Raw genomic sequence first — 22654 nt, 5'->3', positions numbered from 1 at the left:
CATTGCGACGAACTTACGGCCCCGGGCGCCCTGTCGTCGGTGACTCAGCGAAACCGCACGCAGGACGCCATCGCGCCCGCCGGCCAGCCCCGGCCGCATCGTGAACTGTCCCACCAACCGGGCGGCCCTGGCCACACGCTGGGAAGACTTTCGTCGGGCGGCTTCGTAGCGACGGAGCGCCTCGGCCGGCGGACGGCTCGTGAGACAGTCACCCAAGGTGATCCCGTCCAGCAAAGCCTGGCACGCGCCCTGGCCGAGATCCGGGGTCATGGCGTGAGCCGCGTCACCCAGGAGAGCAATCCTGCCACGGATGTAGCTCCGCAACGGCGGCGCCACGAAGGGCGGATCATGGCGAAGAATATCCGCTTTGTCCGTCCGCGCCAGGATCGCCGGAACCGGGTCACACCAGTCACGGAATCGCTCAAGCGGGTCCCCGCGCGGCGCCCAGACCGGCACGAACCAGTTGGTCCCGCCGCCCGCCATGGCGGTGATGCCGAACTTGGCGCCGTCCGCGCCCACCACGACATCGGCGTCGATATCGTCCACATCGGACACTTTGGCCCCGGTCCGCGGCACACCGTCGCCATTCGGCCAACCTACTACGGATATAGTTACCCTTGTAGTAATATCCGTGGGTGCCTACTCGACGGAACGAGATCCTGATCGGCGCGGTGTCCGTACTGGCCCGTGGCGGCCCCCGCGCGCTCACCCACCTGTCCGTGGACGCCGCTGCCGAACTGCCGAAAGGCAGCACCAGCAACCACTTCCGCACCCGGGACGCCCTGATCCAGGGAGTGCTCGGCCACCTGGTCAAGACCGAGCAGGCACTGCTCGCCGACCTGCTGGGGAAAGTCGAGGGCGTGATCGACCGGGACGGGTTCGCCCGCCGACTGGCCGACCTGGTGCTGTACATGACCGAACAGTCCAGGGAGCTGACCCTGGCCCGCCGGGCGATCTTCCTCGAGGCCGCGTGGCGCCCGGAGATCCGCGACCAGGTGCTGGGCTGGTCGGTCCGCTACTGGCAGCTCGGCGGGCGTTGGCTGGATCGGCTCGGGTCGGCGGATCCGGAGGGGCACGCGCGGATTCTGCTGGCTTGTCTGGACGGGTTGATCACGGAGGTGCTTTCCCGGCCGGTTCCGGCTTTGGATGTTCAGGGGGCTGTTCGGCTTGTTTTGGACGGGTTGCTCGGGGGGTAGCTTTGCCTGTCCCGCCGGTTCGGTTGACACGGGGACCCCCGCGGTGGGTGCAAGCCGACTACGCCGGCAGGCCAAGGGTTCTCCGGTTCATTCCCACAGGTCTTTCGCTGGGATGTCTTTGGGCCTGCCGCCGCAGCCAGCTTATACCCGCCGCGCCCCGTATAAACCGAACCTCTAAAGACGGATGGGGATCAACGGGTGGGGCCGGACGGGTGGAGAATGCCCAGCTACGTGGGTGCTTTGCTTGCTTTGTTTGCATGGGTGGGTGCTCGGGTGGCCGGATCGCCGCCAGTTGTCCGGCCACCCGAGCGACTTGGGGGTCAGGTACCCGCGTTGCTGTTTCCGGCCAGCTTCGCGTTGGCCGTGCTCGCGTTCTTGATCGCCGTTTCTATTTGGGCCATCGTGGAGTTCGCGGTCAGGCCGGGTACCGTCGTTGTGTTCTGTGCGTAGAGCGTGAATGTGTAGGGGTGGGTGGTTCCGCCTGGGCAGGGGCCGAAGAACTTCAGGGCGTCGTTTCCGCTGCCCATTGCTTTTTGTTTCGCGCCGGGGACGTTCGGGACGGTGAAGCCCGCGCCCAGGCCTTCGGCCAGTGTTGTTCCCGGTACGTCCCAGATGGCCCAGTGCAGTTTGTTGCCGCTGTTCGCTGTGTCCGCGAGGACGATCGCGTAGGCTTTCGCATTCGTGGTGCCGGCCGCCCAGGACAGCGGTGGGGATGTGTCCTGCCCGGCTTTGCCGTCGCCGGCGCAGGTGTACTTCGCTGGGATCGTTCCGTTGTTCTGGAAGGCCGAGCTGGTCAGGGCGAACGCACCGCCACCGGAGTAGTCGATGTGCACCAGCAGGATCTTGTCGTTGTTCGGGGTGCCGTCCTTGTCCGTGGTGGTGGTCATCCAGATGTCGCCGTCGTGGTCCACTTCGACTGTGCGCAGCCGGTTGAACGTTCCCTGGAAGTACTGCTGGGTGTCCACCAGATTGCTGTTCGCGTCGATCCGCATCCGGTAGACGCGCTGGCCCACGGTGGTGGCCACGAAGACGTAGTCGTTGATGATGGTGAGGCCGCTCGGCGACGCCTGCTTGGTCGACCAGGTCATCTTCGGCGGGATGAAGCCCGCGCAGTTACCGGTCGTGCCCTCGCACTTGTTCCAGCCGTAGTTGCCGCCCTTCTGGATCAGGTTGACCTCGTCCTGTGTGCTGTCACCGAACTCGGACTCCCACAGCCGACCCTTCGAGTCGAAGTCCAGGCCCTGCGGGTTGCGATGCCCCATGCTCCACACCGCGTTGCCGAACGGGTTGTCCGCCGGGATCGTGCCGTCCGGGTTGATCCGCAGGATCTTGCCGTTCAACGAGTTCTTGTTCTGCGGGTTGTTGTCCGGGTTCTCCGCGTCGCCCACTGAGACGTACAGTTTGCCGTCCGGGCCGAAGCGCAGCCGACCGCCGTTGTGGAACTGGTTCTTCTGGATGCCTTGCACCAGGATCTGGTACGTGTTCTGCACCAGGGCGCCGTTCTCGTACTTGATCCGGATGACCCGGTTGCCTTCGGACGCCGTGTGGTACACGTACAGCCAGTGGTCTCCTGTGAACGTCGGCGCGATCTCCAGGCCGAGCAGGCCACCTTCGCCGTTGGTGCCCACCGCCTGGCTGATCTTGCCCGCCAGCGTCTTCTGGCCGGACTTGGTCAACCGGGAGATGTTGAAGTTGTTGCGCTCGCTGAACAACGCCGAGCCGTCCGGCAGGAACACCAGGCCCCACGCGACATCCACGCCACTGGCCAGCGTGGTCACCGTGCCCGGGTTGGGCACGCCGGCCGGTCCGCCGGCGGTCGGCGTCACCGCGATCTCGTTGCTGAAGCCGGAGACGTTGCCCGCCTTGTCCCTGGCGCGCACCTTGAACTTGTACTCCTGGCCGGTGGTCAGGCCGGCGACGGTCGTCGTGGTGGCCGAACCGTCCGCGCTGCCGGACTGTGCGCCGTTCGTGAAGACGTCGTAGCTCGTGACCTTCACGTTGTCGGTCGACGCGCCCCAGGCGAGGTCCACTGTGGTCGCCGACTTGCCCGGCGAGGACAGCGTGCCCGGTGTGGTCGGCGCCTGGGTGTCCGGCGGGGCCGGATCAGTGTGCACGACAACGACATTGCTCGCCTGGGAGACGTTGTTGGCCGCGTCCCTGGCCACGACCGCCCACTCGTAGTCCGTGTCCGGGTCGAGCCCGTCGACGGTCGCGGCGAGCACGTTGCCGACCGACTTCATGTGCTGACCGTGCTGGTAGATCTCGTAACCGGCGATACCGACGTTGTCGGTCGCCGCGTCCCACGCGAGCGACGTGCTCGACGACGTGTGGCCGGTGGAGCGCAGGTTCTGCGGTGGCGACGGCGATTCGGAGTCCGTGTTCGACACGGACAGCTTGTCCACGTTCGGGCCGCCGTTCGCGGTCGTCGCGGTGGCACGGATCTTGTTCGGTCCGGACGTCAGCGTGGCGTGCACGGTCGCGGTCTGCCACTGATCCCACGTGCCCGTGCTGTTGAAGGCCATGTTCGCCGCGACCGTCGTGCCGTTGACCGCGATGTCCATCGGGCGGTTCACGGTGGTGCCGTTGGCGTACCGGATCACCAGGTCCGCCGCGCCCGGCCCGTTGACCGTCCACTCGACATAGCTGCCGGCCACGTTCGTGTAGTCGACGAAACCGCGGCCGGAGAACCCGGTGTGGTTGGCCGCCACGACACCCTGCACGATCGTCGCGTCCTCGGCCTCGAAGTCGTTGCCCGCGGGCGCGGCCACATCGGCCTGCAGGTAGTCCAGGTTCGGGCCGCCGTTGGCTGTGGTGGCGGTGGCTTTCACCTTGTTCGCGCCCGCGGTCAGGGTCGCGTTGACGGTGACGTCCTGCCAGGTGTCCCACGAACCCGTGCCGTTGAACGCCACAGCACTCGCGATGGTCGTGCCGTTGACAGCGATGTCCACCGGACGGTTCACGGTGGTGCCATTGGCGAAATGGAACGTGAGGGTCGCGGCGCCGGCCTGCGCGGCGGTCACGGTGAACTCGACGCTGCTGCCGGCGACATTGGTGTAGTCCACGAAACCGGTACCCGAGAACCCGGTGTGGTTGTTGGCCACCACGCCCTGGTCGATCGTCGCGTCCTCGGCTTCGTACTTCGTCGGCGCTGCCGCCGCGGGCATGGCGGCCGGCATGATCGCCAACGCCGTCACGCCAGCCGTGACCCAGGACAATGTCCTGCGCCATCGGGAACTGGGTGCCACTGAGGCCTCCTAGCAGGGTTTGTCGGGCGGAGGTACTGCGGCGGAGTTCCTGAATTAGATAAGAAAGTTTCCTATCTATGGGCCAGATCACACACCCTCGGACGTCGTCGTGTCAATCCCCGGCGGAATCCGTTACGCTGCGTGCAGGTCGGGGGCGCAACAATCCGTACGTACGGATTACAGCCCTGATATCATGGCCGGATGCCACGGGTCAGCCAGGACCACCTTGACGCCCGCCGCCGCCAGATCCTGGACGGCGCGCGGACCTGTTTCGCCCGGTTCGGCTACGAGGGCGCGACCGTCCGACGCCTCGAAGAGGCCACGGGCCTGTCCCGTGGCGCCATCTTCCACCATTTCCGGGACAAGGAGTCGCTTTTCCTCGCACTGGCCGAGGACGAGGCGCGCCGGATGGCTGACGTGGTCGCCGAGCAGGGCCTGGTCCAGGTGATGCGCGACCTGTTGTCCTCGCCGGCCGGCGAGGAGTCGCCCGCCGACTGGCTGGGCACCCGGCTGGAGGTCTCCCGGCGGCTGCGTACCGACCCGGACTTCCGCGGCCGCTGGGCGGAACGGTCCGAGGCGCTCACCGAGGCGACCCGGCAGCGCCTGTTGTGGCAGCGCGAAGCCGGCAACGTCCGCGACGACATCGACGTGAACGTGCTGACCGCGTACCTGGAGCTGGTGCTCGAGGGCCTGGTCTCGCACCTGGCGATGGGCCTGCCGGCGGACGACCTCGAACCCGTGTTGGACCTGGTCGAGCAGAGCGTCCGCCGGCACCGTCCCTAGGTCGCGCGGATCTCCACCGGGACGCCGTTGAACACGGCGTTCCCGGACAGTACGTCCACAATGGACGCGTCGGTCACCGCGTTCGCGTTGGCGCCGGGGACGGTGTGCGCCACCTTCATCTTGGTGCCCGGCGCGGTGTGCCCCCAGCCGTGCGGGAGGCTGACCACGCCGGGCATGATCTTCTCGGTGAGGTCGACCGGGACCTCGATGGTCCCGCTCTTGGAGCTGAGCCGGACCCGTTGCCCCGCGGTGACCGCCAGCCGCTTGGCGTCGTCCGGGTGGATGTGCAGGGTGCACGTGTTCGTCCCGCTCACCAACGCGGGCACGTTGTGCATCCAGCTGTTGTTGGACCGCAGGTGCCGGCGTCCGATGAGGACGAAACCGGGCCGCTGCTCGGCGAGCCAGCCCCTGAGCCGGGGCACGTCGGCCGCGAGCTCGGCCGGGCACAGCCGGACCTTGCCGTCCTCAGTGGACAACACCTCGGCCAGCCGGGGACGCAGCGGACCCAGGTCGATCCCGTGTGGGTTGGCCCGCAACACGTTCAGGGTGAGGCCGCCGGGGTTCGCGCCGAAGCCGTCGCCGTACGGGCCGAGCCGCACGGACATGTCCAGCCAGCGTTCCAGCGGGGTGTCGCCGTCGATCATCGCCCGCAGGGTGTCGACGTCCTGGCCCGCCACGGGTGAGCCGGGGGCGGCCACCGCCTTGGCGAGCAGTCCGCCGATCATCATCTCCTCAAGGCCGCCCGGTTCGGCCTCCGGGCCCTGGCCGGCGGCGATCAGGATCAGCCGGGCCAGGATCTCGGCCTCGCCGGGGCGGCCGGCCGGCAGCGGGAGGATCGGCGGCGAGTAGTTGGCGAAGTTCCGGACCCCGAAACCGGCCAGCGCCCAGTCGAAGTGCGGCGCCTGCAACACCCGGGGCGGCGGCAGGATCACGGTCGCGTGCCTGGTCGTCTCGTTGAGGTACGGGTCGACGCTGACCATGAACTCCAGCTCGGCCAGTGCCTCGCCGAGCCGGGGACCGTTCGGCGCGGACAGCGCCGGGTTGCCGGCGACGGTGAACAGCGCGCGGATCTGGTCCTGGCCCGGGGTGGTGATCTCGTCGGCCAGGGTCGCCACCGGCAGTTCGCCGGTGGCCTCCGGGAGTCCGCGGACCCGGCTGTGCCACCGGCCCATCCGGAACGGCCGGCGCCGGACGTACGTGGCGCGGCTGGCGGCGGCCGGGAACATGGCGCCACCGGGCCGGTCCAGGTTGCCGGTCAACACGTTCAGGGCGTCCACGAGCCAGCTCGACAACGTGCCGAACTCGGCTGTGGTCGTGCCGATGCGGCCGTAGACAGCGGCCGTCGGGGCTGCGGCGAGGTCGCGGGCCACCTGCCGGATCGTCTCGGCGTCGATGCCACACGCCTGGGCGACGGCGTCCGGCGGGAAGGACGCGGCGAGGGCTCGCAGCTCGTCCACACCGCTCACGACCGGGTCGAGCGGGGCGACGAGGTTCTCGTCGAACAAGGTGTGGACCAAGGCGAACAGCAGCACGGCGTCCGCGCCTGGGCGGATGAACAGGTGCTGGTCGGCCAGTTCGGCGGTCCGGGTCCGGCGCGGGTCCACCACCACGAACCGGCCGCCGCGGGCGCGCAGCTTCTTCAGCCGGCCGGGGAAGTCCGGGGCCGTGCAGAGACTTCCGTTGGACTCCAACGGGTTCGCGCCGAGCATCAGCAGGAAGTCGGTGCGGTCCAGGTCGGGCACCGGGATGGCGAACGGGTCGCCGAACACGTACCCGCAGGACACCTGCTTGGGCATCTGGTCGCTGGTGGACGCGCTGTAGATGTTCCGCGTGCCCAGGCTCTTGGCCAGCACGCCGTTGTAGACCGGGCCGGCCATCGTGTGCACGCTCGGATTGCCTAGATACAGCGCCACCGCGTTGGCGCCGTACTGAGCGCGCACGGCCGCGAGCCCGCGGTCGACCTCGGCGAACGCCTCCGCCCACGAGACCTCGACGAACTCGCCGTCCCGCTTGACCAACGGGGCTTTCAGGCGGTCCGGGTCCTCGTCGAGGTCACCGAGCTTGGCGCCTTTCGGGCAGATGAAGCCCAGGCTGAACACGTCGTCGCGATCGCCACGGATGTCCGTGACGTGGTCGCCGTCCATGGTGATCCGCAGGCCGCAGGTGGCCTCGCACAACGGGCAGGTCCGGAACGAGGTGGACATCCTCGCAAGATACCCGCTCGATGTGACAAAAAGCCATTATGTCTCAGGTAATCACCAGGCCGGGCCGGCCGAGCGGAACACCTTGATGTTGCCCATGGTGATCTTGCCGCCGATCCGCACGACCGGTCCGCCGCGCCCTTCGGACGTGCCGAAGACCTTGCGCTTGCCGAGCGCGACCGTGCCATCGTCGATGACGACCGCGTCGGTGGGGACGTAGAGGGCGATCTTGCCGCAGAACGAGTCGGCGATCACGCTGATCTGCTCCCCCGGCCGCATCGCCGACAGGTTCAGGATCACGGCGCCGAACGTCGCGTTCGCGTGCACCTCGCGGGTGTTCTCCGGGGTGCTGATGATCTTGCTGAAGGTGGCGACGACATCCTGCGACGGCTCGGTGGCCCCCTTCGCCGGGCCGAGATCCCGCAGCACCGGGTCCAGTTCGCCCTTGGTGCGCGCGGACCAGACCAGTTCGCTGCGCTCGGCGTGCTCCTCCCAGGTGATCCGCCCGTCGGCGACGGCCGCGTCCAGAACGCGGGTCGCCTCCCATCGCTCGTCGTCGGACAGCCGCATCGCCGTGTCACTGGACATGGAGACCCCTCAGGTACTGGTTGTCTTATTTCCATCGATATCTTAGCCCATGAGAGTCTTGGGTTACCACACCGGTCGCATCTTGACCCGGCTGTCGCCGTACCGGGAGTCCAGGTAGGCGGTGAGATCCTGCTTGATCGCCTCGATCCGGTCGGCGCCGACGAGCGCGGCCCAGTACTCCTCCACCTCGGTCCAGATCCGGTCGGCCAACCGGACGTAGTCCTGGCCGCGCCCGGTCAGCGCGAGCACGTGCGCGCGCCGGTCGGTCTCGTGCGGACGCCGTTCCACGTATCCCCATTCGACCAGCTCGGCGACGGTCTTCGACGCCGCCTGCTTGGTCACACCGAGCTGCGCGGCCAGTTCGACGACGGTCGCGGGCGTGGACACCAGGTAGCGGAACACGTACCCGTGCGCCGGCCGCAGCGGCTCGCGGCCCAGTTCCGCGAGGCGGTCGTGCATCTGGTCGGACATCGCCCGGTAGGTCATCGCGAACAGCAGTGGCACGGGTTCACTCACCCCCCATATGGTCAACCGAGTTGCCTACATCGTCAACTTCGCCCTAGAGTGTGGTCAACCAAGTTGACCATATCGGGAGTTGGCAGATGTCTCTTTCCACCCGCGCGGACGCACCGAGGTTCGAATCCGACGCGTACACGTTCTATCCACTGGCCGTGCCGTCGCGCGGCAGCAAGGAGCTGGCGATCTGGCACCTCGACGCGGGCGCCGGCGCGACCAGCCCGCCGCACCAGCACGACCGCGAGGTCGTGTTCGTGGTGAAGACCGGCCGGATGGCGGCCACCATCGGCGAGGAGGAGCTGGCCGCCGGCCCGGGGGACGCGTTCATCGTGCCGAGTCACACCATGTTCGCCCTGCGCAACGCGTCGGCGGTGGAACCCGCCACGCTGACCGTGATCACGACCGTCGGCATGCGGGCGATCATGGACGGGAACTCGTTCCCGCCGCCCTGGTCGCTGTAGCTGGGGGTGCGCGGCGCGGCCAGCAGTGGTCCACTGGACTGATGGAGCTGCTGGACGCACAGGGCAGCGCCCTGAGCGGGTTCGACTGGCTGGTCAAGGCGATCAGCCCGACCGACTGGGACGCGGCCACGCCGTGCCCCGAATGGACCGTGTACGACCTGCTCAACCACGTCGTGTCGGAGCTGCTGTGGGTGCCGCGCCTGCTGGCCGGCGCCACGGTCGACGAGGTCGGCGACCAGTTCGACGGGGACGTCCTGGCCGCCGACCCGGTGCTGGCGTGGATCGTCGCGGCCACCGACGCCCGCGAGGCGTGGCTGCGGCCGGGCATGGCCGACCGGCAGGTGGACATGAGCTACGGCCTGGCGCCGGCCGCCGAGTACGGCTGGCAGACCACGCTCGACCTGGCCGTCCACGGCTGGGACCTGGCGATGGGCATCGGCGAGGCGTCCCCGCTGCACGAGGAGCTGGCCGAGACGTTGCTCGAAGTGTTCGAACCGCAGGTGTGGCGGTGGCAGGGCACCGGCATCTTCGCGCCGCCGGTGCTGGTCCCGGCCGACGCCGGCGCCCCGGCCCGGCTGCTCGCGCTGCTCGGCCGACACCCCTGAGCGAAGAAACCGGGAGATCACCGGCCCGACGCCGCTACACTTGGGTGGGTCGATTGTGGACCTAGATCAGGAGTGATCACTTCTCGTGCGCGACGCACCGTCGCCCGGTGGCAGTAGCCAGCCGGGCGAGAGTCCCGGCTGCCATATTCGCCCGGCCATCGGAGACGTCCGGTGACCGGAATGTTACTCGACGTACTCGGCGTGCTCGCCGTTGTCGTCCTCACCCTCGGCACAGCCGTCTTCGTGGCCGCCGAGTTCTCGCTGACCGCCCTGGACCGCAGCCAGGTCGACAGCCACGTCCAGCGCCAGCCCGACCGTAGGGCGAACCGGGTCCAGCAGGCGCACCGGACCCTGTCGTTCCAGCTGTCCGGCGCCCAGGTGGGCATCACCATCACCACGTTGACCACCGGTTACCTGGCCGAGCCGCTGATCGCCGACTGGCTCAAGCCGGTGATGACGTGGATCGGCCTGCCCGAGGGCGCGGCGCACGGGCTCGCCGTGGCGATCGCGCTGCTGCTGGCCAACTTCATCTCGATGCTGTTCGGCGAGCTGGTGCCGAAGAACCTCGCGATCTCCAACCCGTTGGCGACCGCACGGCGCGTCGCCGGGTTCCAGATCGGGTTCACCCGCGCGCTGCGGTGGCTGATCAACGGGCTGAACAGGGCCGCGAACTGGCTGGTTCGACGGCTCGGCGTGGAACCAGCCGACGAACTGGCCTCCGCGCGCTCGCCGCAGGAACTGGGGTCGCTGGTCCGGACGAGCGCCGCGCACGGCACGTTGGACCTGGGGACAGCCCGGCTGTTGGACCGCTCGCTGCGGTTCGGCGACCGGACCGCGGACGAGCTGATGACACCGCGGGTGCAGGTTCAGGCGCTACGCGCGGACGCGACCGTGGACGAGCTCATCGACCTGGCCCGCCGGACCGGGTTCTCGCGTTTTCCGGTGTACGTCAACGATCTGGACGACGTGCAGGGCGTGGTGCACGTCAAGCAGGTCTTCGGGGTGCCCGTGGCCGAACGGGCGACCACGCCGATGTCGTCGCTGGCCAGGCCGGCGCCGACGGTGCCGGAGAGCCTGGACGGCGACGCGTTGCTGGACAGGCTGCGCGCGTCCGGGCTGCAGGTCGCGTTCGTGGTCGACGAGTACGGCGGCACGGCCGGCCTGGTCACGTTGGAGGACCTGATCGAGGAGATCGTCGGCGACGTCCGCGACGAGCACGACCGCGGCGAGGTCAGCCCGGTCCGGCCGCTCGGCAAGGACAGCTGGATGGTGTCCGGGCTGCTGCGGGACGACGAACTCGCCGAAGCCACCGGGTTCCGGATGCCGACGGGTGAGTACGAGACCCTGGCCGGCCTGGTGCTGAGCCGGCTCGGCCGGATCCCCGAGGTGAACGACGGGGTGGTGGTGAACGGCTGGCAGGTCACCGTGATGCGGATGGACCGGCACCGGATCGCCGAGCTGCGGGTGGCCAAGATCGACACCACCGCCAGTGCGGCCAAGGCCGAGAACGCCGGGGTGAACGCGTGATGACCGGCATCCCCGCGATCCTCGTGTCGATCTTGCTGCTCGGCCTGAACGCGTTCTTCGTCGGCGCGGAGTTCGCCCTGGTCAGCGCCAGGCGGGACCGGCTGGAGGCGATGGCCGACAGCGGTGTGGACCGGGCCAGGATGGTGATCCGCGCGGCCGAGCGGACGTCGATCATGATGGCCGGCGCGCAGTTCGGCATCACCCTGTGCACGATCGCGCTCGGTGCCCTGGGTGAGCCCGCGGTGGCGCACTACCTGGAGATGGTGCTCGACCCGTTGGGTGTCGTGCCGGCTGTGGTGCACGGCGTCTCGTTCGCGCTGTCACTGCTGATCGTGTCCGTGCTGCACGTGTTGCTGGGCGAGATGGTCACGAAGAACATCGCCATCGCCGCGCCGGAACGGACGGCGGTGTGGCTCACGCCTCTGCTCGTCGCCTGGGTCCGGTTGACGCGTCCGGTGATCAGCCTGTTGAACGTGATGGCCAACGGAATGCTGCGGCTGCTGGGAGTCACGCCCAAGGACGAGTTGGAAAGCGCGTACACGTCGGAGGAACTGGCCAGCCTGATCGCGGACTCCCGGCGGGAGGGCCTGCTCGACGACTCCGAGCACCGGCGGCTCACGCAGACGTTGTCGTCGGCCGACCGGACCGTGGCGGACGTGCTGCTGCCGATCGAGACGCTGACGACCGTGCCGTATCCGCCGAAGATCGGGGACATCGAGGCCGCGGTCTCGTCGACCGGGTTCTCCCGGTTCCCGGTCCGGCTGTCCGACGGCCGGCTGAACGGGTACGTGCACGTGAAGGACGTGCTCGACATGGCCGGCGCGGACGGGGACACGCCGTTGCCGTGGGCGCGCGTGCGAGGCCTGCCGCAACTGCCGGCGGACTCACGGCTCGACGAAGCGTTGGCGGCGTTGCGGCGGGTGCAGAGCCATCTGGCGAAGGCGGTCGCCGCGGACGGCACAGTCCTCGGCGTGGTCGCGCTTGAGGATCTCGTTGAGGAGTACGTGGGTACTGTGCGGGACAGTACGCACATTGGAGAGTGATGACGACAGTTCCCGAGCGGGAGTGGCTTGCCCGGCGGGAGGCGCACGAGGCGCGGATGCGCCAGTGGGTGACACCGCACCAGGAACGGAAGGCACGGGGTGAACCGCATCCCGTGCTGGACTTCCTGTTCAGCTACTACTCGTACCGGCCGACCCGGCTGCTGCGCTGGCATCCCGGCCCGGACGTGGTGCTGGCTGGCGGCTCCGCACTGTCCTATCTGGACTGGACCGGGTACGTCGAAGTGCCCGGCGGGGTGACGCTCGACCCGGCCGCGGTCCGCCGGGATACCACCGAGTTCGTGCTGACCTTGTTGCGTGCCACCGAGTCCCGGGCGCCAAGGCTGGGGTGCTTCGGGCTGCACGAGTGGGCCATGGTGTACCGGGCCGACTCCGCCCGGCACCCGGTTCCGCTGCGGCTGGGCGCCGCGGGCACGGACGCGGTGGTGGAGTCGTTGCCGATCAGGTGCGGGCACTTCGACGCGTTCCGCTTCTTCACTCCCCCGGCGCGCCCGCTGAACTCGCTGCGGCCGACCCGGGCCACCCAGGTGGACCTGGAACAGCCCGGCTGCCTGCACGCGAACATGGACCTGTTCAAGTGGGCGTACAAGCTGGCGCCCTGCACGCCGTCGGAACTGATGGCCGACTGCTTCGAACTGGCCGTGGACGTCCGCGAACTGGATATGCGGGCGAGCCCGTACGACCTGGCGGACATGGGCTACCCGCCGGTGCCGATCGAGTCGCCGGCCGGGCGGGCGGAGTACGCCCGCCAACAGGCCGAATTCGCCCGGCGGGCGGCCCCGTTGCGACGCCGGCTGATCGAACTGTGCGAGCGTCTACTCATCCGGTGATCCGTCCTTCGAATGGACTAACCAATAACGATTTGGCCATATTTTGCGACCGTACGTGTACGGAACGTAGTCACACTTGCACCTTAGCTGCCAACTGTTAGCGTTGAATTCGCCAAACTAAGGGGCTTCCGACTACGGACAGGCACGGAGGCGGGCTACATGGGCCGACACCGCGCGCTGGAGCGTGTCCGGCACGGCGTCGCTAAGTGGCCGATCCTGGCCATCGTCCTGGTAGCCCTGGTCGCCCTCGGCTGGGTCGGGGTGACGTGGGTGAACAGCGTCCAGGAACGCCGCGCCAGCGCGCAGTCCCACACCTGCCCCGCCGGCGAGTCCGTCCTCCAGCTCGCGGTCTCGCCCAGCGTCGCCACCCCCGTCCAGGACGCGGCGAAGCGGTGGAACGCGCTGGACACAGTCGTCTACGACCACTGCGGCCACGTCGCCGTGACCGCCCTGGACACCAGAGCGGTGTTCGACGGCATGACCGCGGGCTGGGACCCGGTGTCCGGCCCGACGCCGCAGGCGTGGCTGCCGGACTCGTCCTTCTGGGTCAACCGGTTGTCCGCCGTGGACAACACCCTGGTCACGTCCGCGCCGGAGTCCATCGCCACCAGCCCGGTCGTGCTGGCCGTGCCGCAGGAGGCGGAGAAGCCGATGAACGGCGGCGACTCGTTCCTGTTCGGGGACCTCGCCGCGTTGACGTCCGCGCCGAACGGCTGGGCGCGCTATGGGCGACCGGAATGGGGCCGGTTCACCGTCGCCATGCCCGACCCGATCGACAACACCGCCAGCGGCCTGGCCATCCAGTGCGCGATCGCCGGCGCCAGCCCGCTGCGCGCCGGCCCGGTCACGGTGGACATGTTGACGTTGCCGGCCGTCCAGCAGAACCTGGCCCAGCTGGCCGCGTCCCGCCCGGACCGCGTGCCGGGCACCACCCTGGACGCCCTGACCGCGCTCGGCTCGGCCGGGAAGGTGCAGAACGCGCCGTTCAGCGCGGTCCCGGTCACCGAAGTGGACCTGTACCGCCGAAACCTGGGCCTGGACGGCAAACCCGCGCCGGCCAAGCCGCTGTACGAGGTCGCCGCCCGCGGCCCGAGCCCGGCCGCGGACTTCCCGTTCGTCACGTTGACCAACGACACGACGCTGTTCCGGATCGCGCAGAAGTTCCGGGAGTTCCTCAAGGAACCCGCCCAGCAGGAAGACTTCAAACGAGCCGGGCTGCGCGCGGCCGGCGACGCCGAATACCCGCACGACGCCCCGGGAATCCTCTGGGGCAGCGCCACCACGAGCCTGGTCCCGGCGGACGCCAACACCACCCAGCAGATCTCCGCGACCTGGAGCAACACGGCCGACGGCGGCCAGGTGGTGACCGTGCTGGTGGACGTCTCCCGCTCGATGCTGGCCGACGCGGGCAACGGCAAGTCCCGGATCGACCTGGTCAAACAGGCCCTGAACGGCCTGACCGACCGGATGACCACGGGATCGCTCGGCGTCTGGGAGTTCTCCCGGAACCTGGACGGCGCCGTCCCGTACCGGCGGTTGGTCCAGACCGGTCCGGCCGCCGCCCAACGGACCGCGCTGCACGCCGGGATCGACGCCCTGGCACCGGCCAGCGCCACGTACCTGTACACCAGCCTGGACGCGGTGTACCGGTCCGCGCTGGACGGGTACGTGGACGGCAAGCACAACCGGGTGGTGGTGATCGTCGACGGCCCGAACGACGGCGGCCTGACCTTCGCCCAGATCCGCGACCGCCTGAAACCGGACGACAAGCGGAAACTCACGGTCAGCTTCATCGCGGTCGGCCCGGACCCGGACCGCGCCGAGCTGGCCAAGCTGGCCACGGCGACGGGCGGCACCGTGTCGGTGGTCGGCGACGCCACCGGGCTGGACGCCGCCCTCGGCCAGGTACTGTCAGCCCAGGGATAATGGGATCTTCGGATAGTCCGATGTGGACAATCCTAGAGCACACTCCGGTAGCCGGGGAGTTTGGCCACGATCCCGGCCGAGCCCGACTCCCGGCGCAGCCGCCGTTTCACCCACGGCACCAAGAACTGGCGGGCCCAGCGGTACTGGTCGGCCAGCGACGGCCGGCCCGGTTCGGCGCCGGCGATCTCAGTCACCGCCAGCCGGCGCGGCGGGACCCCGTCCAGCAGCCCGAGGCACGCCTCCGCGGCCGCGCGATGGCCGTCCGGCCCGGGGTGCAGGCGGTCCTCGCTCCAGCCGCCGATCCCAGGCGGCATCATCACCGCCAGGTCGAGACACAAGGCATTGTGGACGGCGGCGGTCCGGCGGGTGAACGCGTTCCACAGGCCCAGCCGCTTCACCAACTCGCGGCGCAGCGGCGTCGGCAGCGGGGTGCCCTGCGCGGGGGTGGGCAGGGTCGCGGTGACGACCTGGGCGCCGGTCGCGGCGAGCCCGCCGATCAGCGTGTCCAGGTTGGCCACCTGGGCCCGGATGTCCAGCTTGGGATGGATCAGGTCGTTCATGCCGACCACCGCGCTCACCAGGTTCGGCCGCAACGCCACCGCGGGCGCGAGCTGCGTGTCCAGGACCTGGCGGGTGGTGAGGCCACGGACGGCGAGGTTGGCATAGGAGACCGATTCGTGGCGGGCGCCGAGCATCTCGGCGAACCGGTCGGCCCAGCCGACGTAGGTGCCATCGGGACCAGGATCGCCCACGCCCTCGGTGAAGCTGTCGCCGACCGCGACATACCGGTACACGTTCACCGTTTCAGACTAGTGCTAGCGACGAACGAGGACGGGCCGCCGTCGGAGGCAGCGGCCCGTGCTCTCTTCCCCGTGGCACACGCATGGTCGCCGTTCCGATCCCACCGACACGGGGGCTGTCGGTCGGAAGGACCGGAACGGCACGCCGACCGCCCGACGTGTCGGGAGGGGTGCGGCATCAGCTCTTGGACAACAGGCGTCCAGCCGCGATGCGCCGGTAGGTCGGCGGGTCCGTTATCGGCTGTTGTTCGTGCCGCGGTCCCACAACAGGGTGGTGATGTCCAGTTCCGGCACCTCGTCGCGGGCTTGCACCGCAAGGGTGAACATCTGGGCCGCATCAGGGCCGTTGGTCCACACCACTCGGTAGCGACGGATCTGGCGGTCGTAGTAGATCCGGACAAAAGTGCCGGAATTGCTGGTCAGCAGGCTGGCGAGCCGCCGAGCACTGCGCGCTCGCTTGCTCATGACAAGTCCTTTGCCGCGCGACGGCGGGGGATTCGTAGTCCCTGGGGTCGTCGTGTACTGCACGGTCGGCGCCCTCCTGTGCTATCCCTGTGATACGAGGACACCAAGTGACCGGGTACGAATGGAAGACTCAGAGGTACTCACGGCGCGCTCACGCGTACTCACGGTCAGGTGGGTGGAGGCAGCAGGATGGCGACCCAGGACGAGGACTCCCCCGCGCACCAAGATGTGTTCGTGGGCGAACTCCGGCGCTGGCGGGAGGTACGCGGCATGTCGCGTACGGCCGTGGCTGTGGCCATGGGATACAGCCGTTCGTACGTCTCCAAGGTGGAGAGCGGGCATGAGCGCCCGTCCCGGGAGTTCGCCAAAGCCGCTGACGACGCGCTCAACGCGGGTGGCGCGCTGCGCCGTGCGTGGCGTGAACACGAGGCCAACAGGCCGGTCACGATCCGCGCCATCCAGCCGGAACGGTTGGCGCCCGAGCCGTCGACCGGGAGCCTGATCGTCGAGCACGACGACGCCGAACTCATCTACGACGGCCGGACTTACCGCGCGGTGATGCGTCGGCGCCTTGTCAACAACGGCGTCGACCCGATCACCCGGTACATGATCCGGATCTCGGTCGACCGGTTCCCCGGCGATCCGGAGCTGTCCAACCAGCTGTACCGGGACCGGCCGTTGACCTGGGAGGAACTGGACCTGCAGGCGTGGTGCGGGGAGGACCGCACCGAGACGATGCGGTGGGTCGCGCAGCACGACCGGGACGCGTTCAAGGAGGTGTGGCTGCAGTTCGCCAACGACAGCGGCCACTTCCCGCTGTATCCCGGGCAGAGCGTCTGGATCGAGTACACGTACACGGTCCGCGATGACAAGTGGGGCAACTGGTTCCAGCGCGCGGTCCGGCTGCCGACCCGACTGCTGTCGGTGCGGCTGGACTTCCCCGAGCACCTCGACCCGGCGGTCTGGGGCCTGCACACATCGATGACCGCGGAGTCGATGCCGTTCCGTACCGTGATCGACGAACAACGGGCCGGCGCGCGCCGGATCTTCTCGTGGACCACGGAAGAACCGCCCCTGCACGCCCGTTACCGACTGGAGTGGCATTTCCGGCGCCGCCCGCCGACCCACCGCGAACCCGAGGCGGAGAAGCCGAGCCAAGTGATGCGCGCGCTTGGCGTGGTGCAGTCGGATGATCCGATCCTGCACCGCCCCGCCAAGCCGTTCTCGCTACCGCGAGAATCCGAGGACGCCAAACGGGTGATCGCCGAACTCGTCTCGGCGGCCAAACGAGTGGCGCACGCGCACACGTTCGGCAAGGGAATCGGGTTGGCCGCCAACCAGATCGGCATCGACCGCGCCGCGGCGATCGTGTTCCCACCCGGCACCGACGACGTGATCATGTTGCTGAACGCGCGAATCATCGAGAACGGCGAACAGCACGACGAGCAGTACGAAGGCTGCCTGAGCTTCTTCGACGTGCGCGGCCTGGTCCCCCGCCCCCTCGTGCTGCACGTCGAACACCAGGACGTCAGTGGCGCGCGGAAGATCACGATCTTCGAGCGCGGAGTGGCCCGCCTGGTCGCCCACGAGATCGACCACCTGCACGGCAAGCTCTACACCGACCGGCTACCACCAGGCGCCAAGGCGATCCCCATCGAGCAGTACGGCGGCAGCGGCCTTAACTGGCAGTATTGATTTCCTCGCTCCGCTCGGAGGCTTGGCCGCCTTCAGCCGGTCATTTCCACCCCGCACCACGCGACCGACATCTTCGCTCAGGGCTGGCCACCGCTGGGGCTGGGGCGATGTCGGGCGTGTTGCGGGGCGTAAATGACCGGCGCGGCCAAGCGGGGACTCAGCTAGGCGTACTCGCCCCGTCACCGAGTCGCGGCTATTGACTGACTGGCTGGATGGCGGTCGTCCTGCCGTGCCTGGCTTTCAAGCCGGCCAGGGTGCCGACGAGCGTCAGGGCGATGACGTTCGCGACGAAGACTGGGACGTCTGTGCGCAGCAGGCCGTAGACACACCACGCGGTCATCCCGGCGGACATCATCAGCAGCCACATCCAGGACAGGTCATGCGCGCTGCGCGTGCGGATCGTTCGCAGCACTTGCGGCAGGAAGCTGAGCGTGGTGAGCGCGCCCGCGAACAGACCTAGGACCGTCACCGGTAGCCCCTCTATGTGCAGTGGCTGTACAAAGTTAGGATACGGCCATGCCCGGCGTAACACAAGACACGCTTGGCCAGCTGCTGCTCGCCCTGCACGAGGCCGGCGGCACCGCGAGCCGGGCGGAACTCACCGACCGGCTCGGGGTCGGCCGCAGCGTGATGGGCTACCTGCTGGGCGAGCTGACCGACCGCGACCTGGTCCGGATCGACCGGACCGGCGACCGGACCCCCAGCGGCGGCCGGCCCTCGCACCGGGTGATGGTCACCGACCACGCGCCGACCGTGGTCGCCGGGCAGATCAGCGCGGACACGTTCACCGTCGGCACGGTCAGCCTCGGCGGCCGCGTGCTCACCCGCGAGGAACACCCGTTGCCCAGCACCCGGGCGCCCGAACTCCTGGACGCGCTGTGCGCGGTGCTGACCGAGCACGTCCACAATGGACACAACGTGATCGGCGTCGGGGTGGCGGTGTCGTCGCCGGTCCGCAGTTCCGACGGGTACGCCCCGGCCGCGCTGCACATGGGCTGGCCGGGTGTGCCGGTCCGGGACATGATGTTCGACCGGATGCCGGACCTGCCGCTGGCGGTGGCCAACGACGCGAACCTCGCCGGGCTGGCCGAGTACCGGCACGGCGCCGGGCGCGGCGCCACCCAACTGCTGTACCTGACGACCGGGAACGTGGGGCTCGGCGGCGCCACGATCGGCGGCGGCCAAGTGTTCACCGGCGCGCACGGGTACGCCATCGAACCGGGGCACATCGCGGTCGACCCGGCCGGCGCGCCCTGCCCGTGCGGCTCGACCGGGTGCCTGGAGGTGGAGGCCGACCATCGCGGCCTGCTCCGGGTGCTCGGCCGGACGGACGTGCCGCTGCCCAAGGTCACGGCCGAGATCGAGGCCGTGCTGGCCGACCCCACGCCGCAGCTGATGGCCGCGGTCCGCGCGGTGAACAAGCGGCTGGCGATCGGGCTGGCCAGCCTGGCGAACATCGTGGACGCCGACCGGATCGTGCTGGGCGGCACGCTCGGCCGGCTGTACGCGCTCGAACCGGACGTGGTCCGGACCACCCTGGCCGCCCGCGCGTTCCTGACCGAGATGGCGCACACCCCGATCGTCGTCGGCGAACTGGCCGACGCGGTCCTCCTTGGCGCCGCCGAACTGGCGTTCCAGCCATTGCTGGACAACCCACGGGGTGTCGTCGGAAACTGACTTGCGCTAGTTGTTTATGCTGTGGGGCAACGCGTTGACGGAGACAAGTAGCCGTGGGCCGCGTGCGCCGAGAGAGTCGCCGGCAGCTGGAAAGGCGACCGCACGTTCCGCGGTGAAGACACTCCCGAGTGCGGGGAGGCAATGCCCCGCCGGCTCGCCCCGTCATAGGCTTGATGAGGCCGTCTTCGGACGGCGAAAGTGCGGTGGCACCGCGAGTTCCCTTCTCGCCCGCACTCCCAAGGGGTCATTCGAACTCGTCAGGAGTTGTGATGATCTCCCGTGTCATGGCCGTCGACCTGCGTGCGCACGTCGGCCGCCGGGTCCGAGTCGCCGGTTGGGTGCACCGCCGGCGTGAGTTGAAATCCGTTACCTTCCTTGTCGTCCGCGACCGGACCGGCGTGGCCCAGGTCGTCACGTCCGGGTCGGGCATGCCGGAGGAGACCGTGATCGAGGTGTGCGGCGACGTGGTCGCCAGCACACAGGCGCCGGGCGGCTCGGAGATCACGTCCCCAGAGATCACTGTGCTGTCCGCGCCGACCGCGGCACCGCCGTTCGACCTGTACCGGCCTGCCTTGTCGGCGACTCTGCCGACCATTTTGGACAACGCCGCGGTGGCACTGCGGCATCCTCGGCTGCGCGCCCAGTTCGAGATCGCCGCCGCCAGCGTCGCCGGTTTCCGGTCCACATTGGACTCGTTGGGCTTCACCGAGACGCACACACCGAAGATCGTCGCCTCGGCCACCGAGTCCGGGGCGAACGTGTTCGGCATCGACTACTTCGGCCAGCGCGCGTACCTGGCCCAGTCGCCGCAGTTCTACAAGCAGGCCATGGTCGGCGTGTTCGAGCGGGTGTACGAGGTGGGCCCGGTGTTCCGGGCCGAACCGCACGACACCGCCAGGCACCTCGCCCAGTACACCAGCCTGGACGCCGAACTGGGCTTCATCTCGTCGCACTTTGACGTGATGGCCGTGCTTCGGTCCGCGGTCGCCGGGATGCTGGCCGCGGCCGCGGCACGCACCCAGGCGCTGGCCACGCTGGAGGTGACGGTGCCGCAGGTGCCGTCGGAGATCCCGTGGATCCACTTCGCGGACGCCCAGCGACTGCTCGGCGTCGAGGACGAACCGGACCTGGCGCCGGAGCACGAACGCAGGCTGTCCGCGTGGGCGCTGGCCGAGCACGGCTCGGAGTTCCTGTTCGTGACGGGATATCCGATGGTGAAGCGGCCGTTCTACACCCACCCGGACCCGGCCCGGCCGGCCTACTCCAACAGCTTCGACCTGCTGTTCCGCGGCCTGGAACTGGTCACCGGCGGCCAACGCCTGCACACCCACTCGGCCTACCTCGAAGCACTGGCCGCCCGCGGCCTGCCGGCCGAGGCATACGCGTCATATCTGGACGTGTTCAAGTACGGGATGCCGCCCCACGGCGGATTCGCACTCGGCCTGGAACGGTGGACATCACGACTGTTGGGTGTCGCGAACATCCGGCAGACAACGCTGTTCCCCCGAGACCTGCACCGATTGAATCCGTAATTGCTATTGACGTCGTCCACGAGCTTGGGCATGATTGCGTTACACAGCCGATGAAGGAGCCAGTCATGACGGACATCACGCGCACGCGACGCACTGTCGCTGCTGTGCTGTCGTCGTCCTCCCTGCCGCTGCTGTGGCAATCGCTGCTGCTCAGCCGCGACTCCCCGCCGTGACGTGACGACGTCACCACCCGGGAGCCGCCCATCGGGAAACCGATCAGGGCGGCTTTCCTTATGCACGCACAAAGCCGGTGAGCTTCTGGAAGCGGAACGGATTCCAACCCCGTTTCCCGGGGGTTCGAATCCCTCCACCGGTGCGCCAAAAAACAATTCCACGCGGTTCTAGCCCAACGGTAGAGGCATCTGGTTGAGGGCCAGTCCAGTCGGGGTTCGAATCCCCGGAACCGTACGCCCCTGTAGCCCAACGGAAGAGGCAACGCGCTCAGAACGCGTCCAGTCCAGGTTCAAATCCTGGTAGGGGTACGTACAGCATCCACACAAGCGCCTGGGTCTCGCTGACCAGGCGTTTCTTGTGCGTCGGACATGGCGTTGGTGATCCTTTCTGTCGCGTGTGCGATGCGAAGTAGGTCGTCGGCCGGTAGCCGGATGCTGATGGTGACGTCGTCGCTGCTGTCATGTAGCTGGACGGCCAGGTGGGTGGTCTCGAACAGGCCCCGCAGTAGTGGTTCGGGCGCCTCAGCCAGCTTGAGTGTGAGGTAGGGCAGGGCGTCGAGCAATCCAGCATCCTCGGCTGTAGGCCGTGCCGGCGCGGCGTCCTCGGCGGCATCCAACTCGGCGAGGGCAGCGAGCATCGTGCGCCGCTGGGCTTCCAGCTCGTTGTAGGTCTGCCGTAGTCCTTGGGCGAACGGGTCGTCAGGTCCGCCGTCCTGAGCTTGGCGCATGACGTTGTCCTGTCGCCGGACGAGATCGGCGAGAGCACGCTGCAACCGGTCTCGTTCGACCTCTCGCTGGCGAGTCTCGCGGTCATCGACACCGGCGAGGTCAGCCGCGAGCAACTCTCGACGGTGCGGACCGAACACTCGGTCAGTGTAGAACGCCGAGACTGCGTCCAGGACCAAGTCCTCACGGATGCAACCCCCGCTCTCGTGCCCGGCGTAGTTGTCGGGGCGTCCGCGGTTGTTTGTCTTGGGATTGCACATGTAGTAAGTGGACTGGTGGCGATGGCTGCCGTTCATGCGCCGCCCGCACCCATGAAACACGATGCCCCGCAACACATATGTCCGCTTAGTCTGCGGATGCGTGTTGGGCTGGTTGCCGTCGCGCGAGCCGCGCTTGGCGGCACGACGGGCGGTGAGCTCGTCGTACATCCACTTGGGAATCAGCGGTTCATGCACTGGTTTGGGTGACCATACCCACTTGACCGGGTCGTTGAGCTGGCCACTTCGGGACCGGGTAGCGCGACGGTTGAACACCTGGTAGCCGGTGTACTTCGGGTTGCTCCGTTGACTGCACCAACTGGATGAGGGACTCAAGCTGCGGTCGGGGTTGCTCGATGTCGGGGCATGGATTTTGGTCATGGGGTCTCC

General features: G+C 68.6%; 17 protein-coding genes, 2 tRNA genes, 3 pseudogenes and 1 other annotated feature. Of the genes and pseudogenes, 13 read left to right on the top strand and 9 right to left on the bottom strand.

Features of this window, described 5'->3' with window-relative positions:
* Positions 1-135: 135 nt before the first annotated feature.
* A pseudogene (locus tag EV192_RS57525) lies at positions 136-483 on the bottom strand (FAD-dependent monooxygenase); the annotation flags it as partial.
* Positions 484-635: 152 nt separating this feature from the next.
* On the opposite strand from EV192_RS57525, the gene EV192_RS37645 reads away from it, so the two are divergent.
* Positions 636-1196, top strand: coding sequence for a TetR/AcrR family transcriptional regulator (locus EV192_RS37645; protein WP_132123421.1), 561 nt, complete (start codon positions 636-638; stop codon positions 1194-1196).
* Positions 1197-1516: 320 nt separating this feature from the next.
* On the opposite strand, the pseudogene EV192_RS37640 reads toward EV192_RS37645, so the two are convergent.
* Positions 1517-4336, bottom strand: a pseudogene (locus tag EV192_RS37640) (PQQ-dependent sugar dehydrogenase); the annotation flags it as partial.
* 306 nt (positions 4337-4642) lie between these two features.
* Between EV192_RS37640 and EV192_RS37635 the strand changes: the two are divergent.
* Positions 4643-5224 (top strand): TetR/AcrR family transcriptional regulator, encoded by a 582-nt coding sequence (locus EV192_RS37635; protein ID WP_132123420.1) that lies wholly within the window; start codon positions 4643-4645, stop codon positions 5222-5224.
* On the opposite strand, the gene EV192_RS37630 is transcribed toward EV192_RS37635, so the two are convergent.
* The 3 genes from EV192_RS37630 to EV192_RS37620 all read right to left on the bottom strand — a co-directional run bounded on the left by EV192_RS37630 (position 5221) and on the right by EV192_RS37620 (position 8529).
* Positions 5221-7428 carry a molybdopterin-dependent oxidoreductase gene (locus EV192_RS37630; RefSeq protein ID WP_132123419.1) on the bottom strand — a complete coding sequence of 736 codons (2208 nt, stop codon included), beginning with the start codon at positions 7426-7428 and terminating at the stop codon, positions 5221-5223. The two genes, EV192_RS37635 and EV192_RS37630, sit on opposite strands and share 4 nt — an antisense overlap.
* 51 nt (positions 7429-7479) lie before the next feature.
* Positions 7480-8013, bottom strand: coding sequence for a DUF1707 SHOCT-like domain-containing protein (locus tag EV192_RS37625; protein WP_132123418.1), 534 nt, complete (start codon positions 8011-8013; stop codon positions 7480-7482).
* A 63-nt stretch (positions 8014-8076) separates the two neighbouring features.
* A complete protein-coding gene (locus tag EV192_RS37620) occupies positions 8077-8529 on the bottom strand; it encodes a MarR family winged helix-turn-helix transcriptional regulator (protein WP_243727332.1) in 453 nt (150 codons plus the stop codon).
* An 86-nt stretch (positions 8530-8615) separates the two neighbouring features.
* Here EV192_RS37620 and EV192_RS37615 point away from each other — a divergent pair, with 86 nt between their 5' ends.
* The 6 genes from EV192_RS37615 to EV192_RS37590 all read left to right on the top strand — a co-directional run bounded on the left by EV192_RS37615 (position 8616) and on the right by EV192_RS37590 (position 14939).
* Positions 8616-8990, top strand: coding sequence for a cupin domain-containing protein (locus EV192_RS37615; protein ID WP_132123417.1), 375 nt, complete (start codon positions 8616-8618; stop codon positions 8988-8990).
* Positions 8991-9031: 41 nt separating this feature from the next.
* On the top strand, positions 9032-9595 hold the full coding sequence (locus tag EV192_RS37610; RefSeq protein WP_132123416.1) for a TIGR03086 family metal-binding protein: 564 nt from the start codon (positions 9032-9034) through the stop codon (positions 9593-9595).
* Between the two features lie 171 nt (positions 9596-9766).
* Positions 9767-11122: a hemolysin family protein gene (locus EV192_RS37605; RefSeq protein WP_207926519.1), complete on the top strand. Its 1356-nt coding sequence runs from the start codon at positions 9767-9769 to the stop codon at positions 11120-11122.
* Entirely contained in the window at positions 11122-12165 is a 1044-nt protein-coding gene (locus EV192_RS37600; RefSeq protein WP_132123415.1) for a hemolysin family protein, read from the top strand. The genes EV192_RS37605 and EV192_RS37600 overlap by 1 nt, the downstream gene beginning before the upstream one ends.
* A complete protein-coding gene (locus EV192_RS37595) occupies positions 12165-13013 on the top strand; it encodes a 3-methyladenine DNA glycosylase (RefSeq protein WP_132123414.1) in 849 nt (282 codons plus the stop codon). Before EV192_RS37600 ends, EV192_RS37595 begins: the two co-directional genes overlap by 1 nt.
* 159 nt (positions 13014-13172) lie before the next feature.
* Positions 13173-14939, top strand: coding sequence for a substrate-binding domain-containing protein (locus EV192_RS37590; protein ID WP_132123413.1), 1767 nt, complete (start codon positions 13173-13175; stop codon positions 14937-14939).
* Between the two features lie 32 nt (positions 14940-14971).
* On the opposite strand, the gene EV192_RS37585 is transcribed toward EV192_RS37590, so the two are convergent.
* A complete protein-coding gene (locus EV192_RS37585; protein ID WP_132123412.1) occupies positions 14972-15739 on the bottom strand; it encodes an SGNH/GDSL hydrolase family protein in 768 nt (255 codons plus the stop codon).
* A 234-nt stretch (positions 15740-15973) separates the two neighbouring features.
* Complete coding sequence (locus EV192_RS37580; protein WP_132123411.1) at positions 15974-16204, bottom strand: hypothetical protein; 231 nt, start codon at positions 16202-16204, stop codon at positions 15974-15976.
* Positions 16205-16393: 189 nt separating this feature from the next.
* Between EV192_RS37580 and EV192_RS37575 the strand changes: the two genes are divergently transcribed.
* The gene (locus tag EV192_RS37575) at positions 16394-17899 is read left to right on the top strand and encodes a peptide deformylase (RefSeq protein ID WP_132123410.1); all 1506 of its coding nucleotides are present in this window, start codon (positions 16394-16396) and stop codon (positions 17897-17899) included.
* 193 nt (positions 17900-18092) lie between these two features.
* Here the strand turns inward: EV192_RS37575 and EV192_RS37570 are convergent, their stop codons facing one another.
* The gene (locus EV192_RS37570) at positions 18093-18368 is read right to left on the bottom strand and encodes a SemiSWEET family sugar transporter (RefSeq protein WP_207926517.1); all 276 of its coding nucleotides are present in this window, start codon (positions 18366-18368) and stop codon (positions 18093-18095) included.
* A gap of 47 nt (positions 18369-18415) precedes the next feature.
* Between EV192_RS37570 and EV192_RS37565 the strand changes: the two genes are divergently transcribed.
* From EV192_RS37565 to EV192_RS37550, 4 genes are all read left to right on the top strand, one after another.
* On the top strand, positions 18416-19576 hold the full coding sequence (locus EV192_RS37565) for an ROK family protein (RefSeq protein ID WP_132123409.1): 1161 nt from the start codon (positions 18416-18418) through the stop codon (positions 19574-19576).
* 25 nt (positions 19577-19601) lie between these two features.
* Positions 19602-19811: a binding site (T-box leader), on the top strand.
* A gap of 34 nt (positions 19812-19845) precedes the next feature.
* Positions 19846-21108 carry an aspartate--tRNA(Asn) ligase gene (gene aspS / locus EV192_RS37560; protein WP_132123408.1) on the top strand — a complete coding sequence of 421 codons (1263 nt, stop codon included), beginning with the start codon at positions 19846-19848 and terminating at the stop codon, positions 21106-21108.
* Between the two features lie 335 nt (positions 21109-21443).
* Positions 21444-21516 (top strand) — tRNA-Leu (locus tag EV192_RS37555).
* A 1-nt stretch (position 21517) separates the two neighbouring features.
* Positions 21518-21590, top strand: a tRNA-Leu gene (locus EV192_RS37550).
* Here the strand turns inward: EV192_RS37550 and EV192_RS37545 are convergent.
* A pseudogene (locus tag EV192_RS37545) lies at positions 21572-22654 on the bottom strand (recombinase family protein); the annotation flags it as partial. The gene EV192_RS37550 and the pseudogene EV192_RS37545 overlap by 19 nt on opposite strands.

Source organism: Actinocrispum wychmicini (genome assembly GCF_004345645.1).
Taxonomy (GTDB): domain Bacteria; phylum Actinomycetota; class Actinomycetes; order Mycobacteriales; family Pseudonocardiaceae; genus Kibdelosporangium; species Kibdelosporangium wychmicini.
The sequence above is the reverse complement of the archived record's forward strand: the minus strand, read 5'-3'. Positions and strand labels throughout refer to the sequence as shown.

What these genes read in the sequence shown, in the direction of transcription:
- EV192_RS37615 (WP_132123417.1), top strand. Translation starts at nt 8,616, where the DNA reads ATGTCTCTTTCCACCCGCGCGGACGCACCGAGGTTCGAATCCGACGCG.
- EV192_RS37600 (WP_132123415.1), top strand. Translation starts at nt 11,122, where the DNA reads ATGACCGGCATCCCCGCGATCCTCGTGTCGATCTTGCTGCTCGGCCTG.
- aspS (WP_132123408.1), top strand. Translation starts at nt 19,846, where the DNA reads ATGATCTCCCGTGTCATGGCCGTCGACCTGCGTGCGCACGTCGGCCGC.
- EV192_RS37625 (WP_132123418.1), bottom strand. Translation starts at nt 8,013, where the DNA reads ATGTCCAGTGACACGGCGATGCGGCTGTCCGACGACGAGCGATGGGAG.
- EV192_RS37610 (WP_132123416.1), top strand. Translation starts at nt 9,032, where the DNA reads ATGGAGCTGCTGGACGCACAGGGCAGCGCCCTGAGCGGGTTCGACTGG.
- EV192_RS37635 (WP_132123420.1), top strand. Translation starts at nt 4,643, where the DNA reads ATGCCACGGGTCAGCCAGGACCACCTTGACGCCCGCCGCCGCCAGATC.
- EV192_RS37565 (WP_132123409.1), top strand. Translation starts at nt 18,416, where the DNA reads ATGCCCGGCGTAACACAAGACACGCTTGGCCAGCTGCTGCTCGCCCTG.
- EV192_RS37580 (WP_132123411.1), bottom strand. Translation starts at nt 16,204, where the DNA reads ATGAGCAAGCGAGCGCGCAGTGCTCGGCGGCTCGCCAGCCTGCTGACC.
- EV192_RS37630 (WP_132123419.1), bottom strand. Translation starts at nt 7,428, where the DNA reads ATGTCCACCTCGTTCCGGACCTGCCCGTTGTGCGAGGCCACCTGCGGC.
- EV192_RS37575 (WP_132123410.1), top strand. Translation starts at nt 16,394, where the DNA reads ATGGCGACCCAGGACGAGGACTCCCCCGCGCACCAAGATGTGTTCGTG.
- EV192_RS37590 (WP_132123413.1), top strand. Translation starts at nt 13,173, where the DNA reads ATGGGCCGACACCGCGCGCTGGAGCGTGTCCGGCACGGCGTCGCTAAG.
- EV192_RS37595 (WP_132123414.1), top strand. Translation starts at nt 12,165, where the DNA reads ATGACGACAGTTCCCGAGCGGGAGTGGCTTGCCCGGCGGGAGGCGCAC.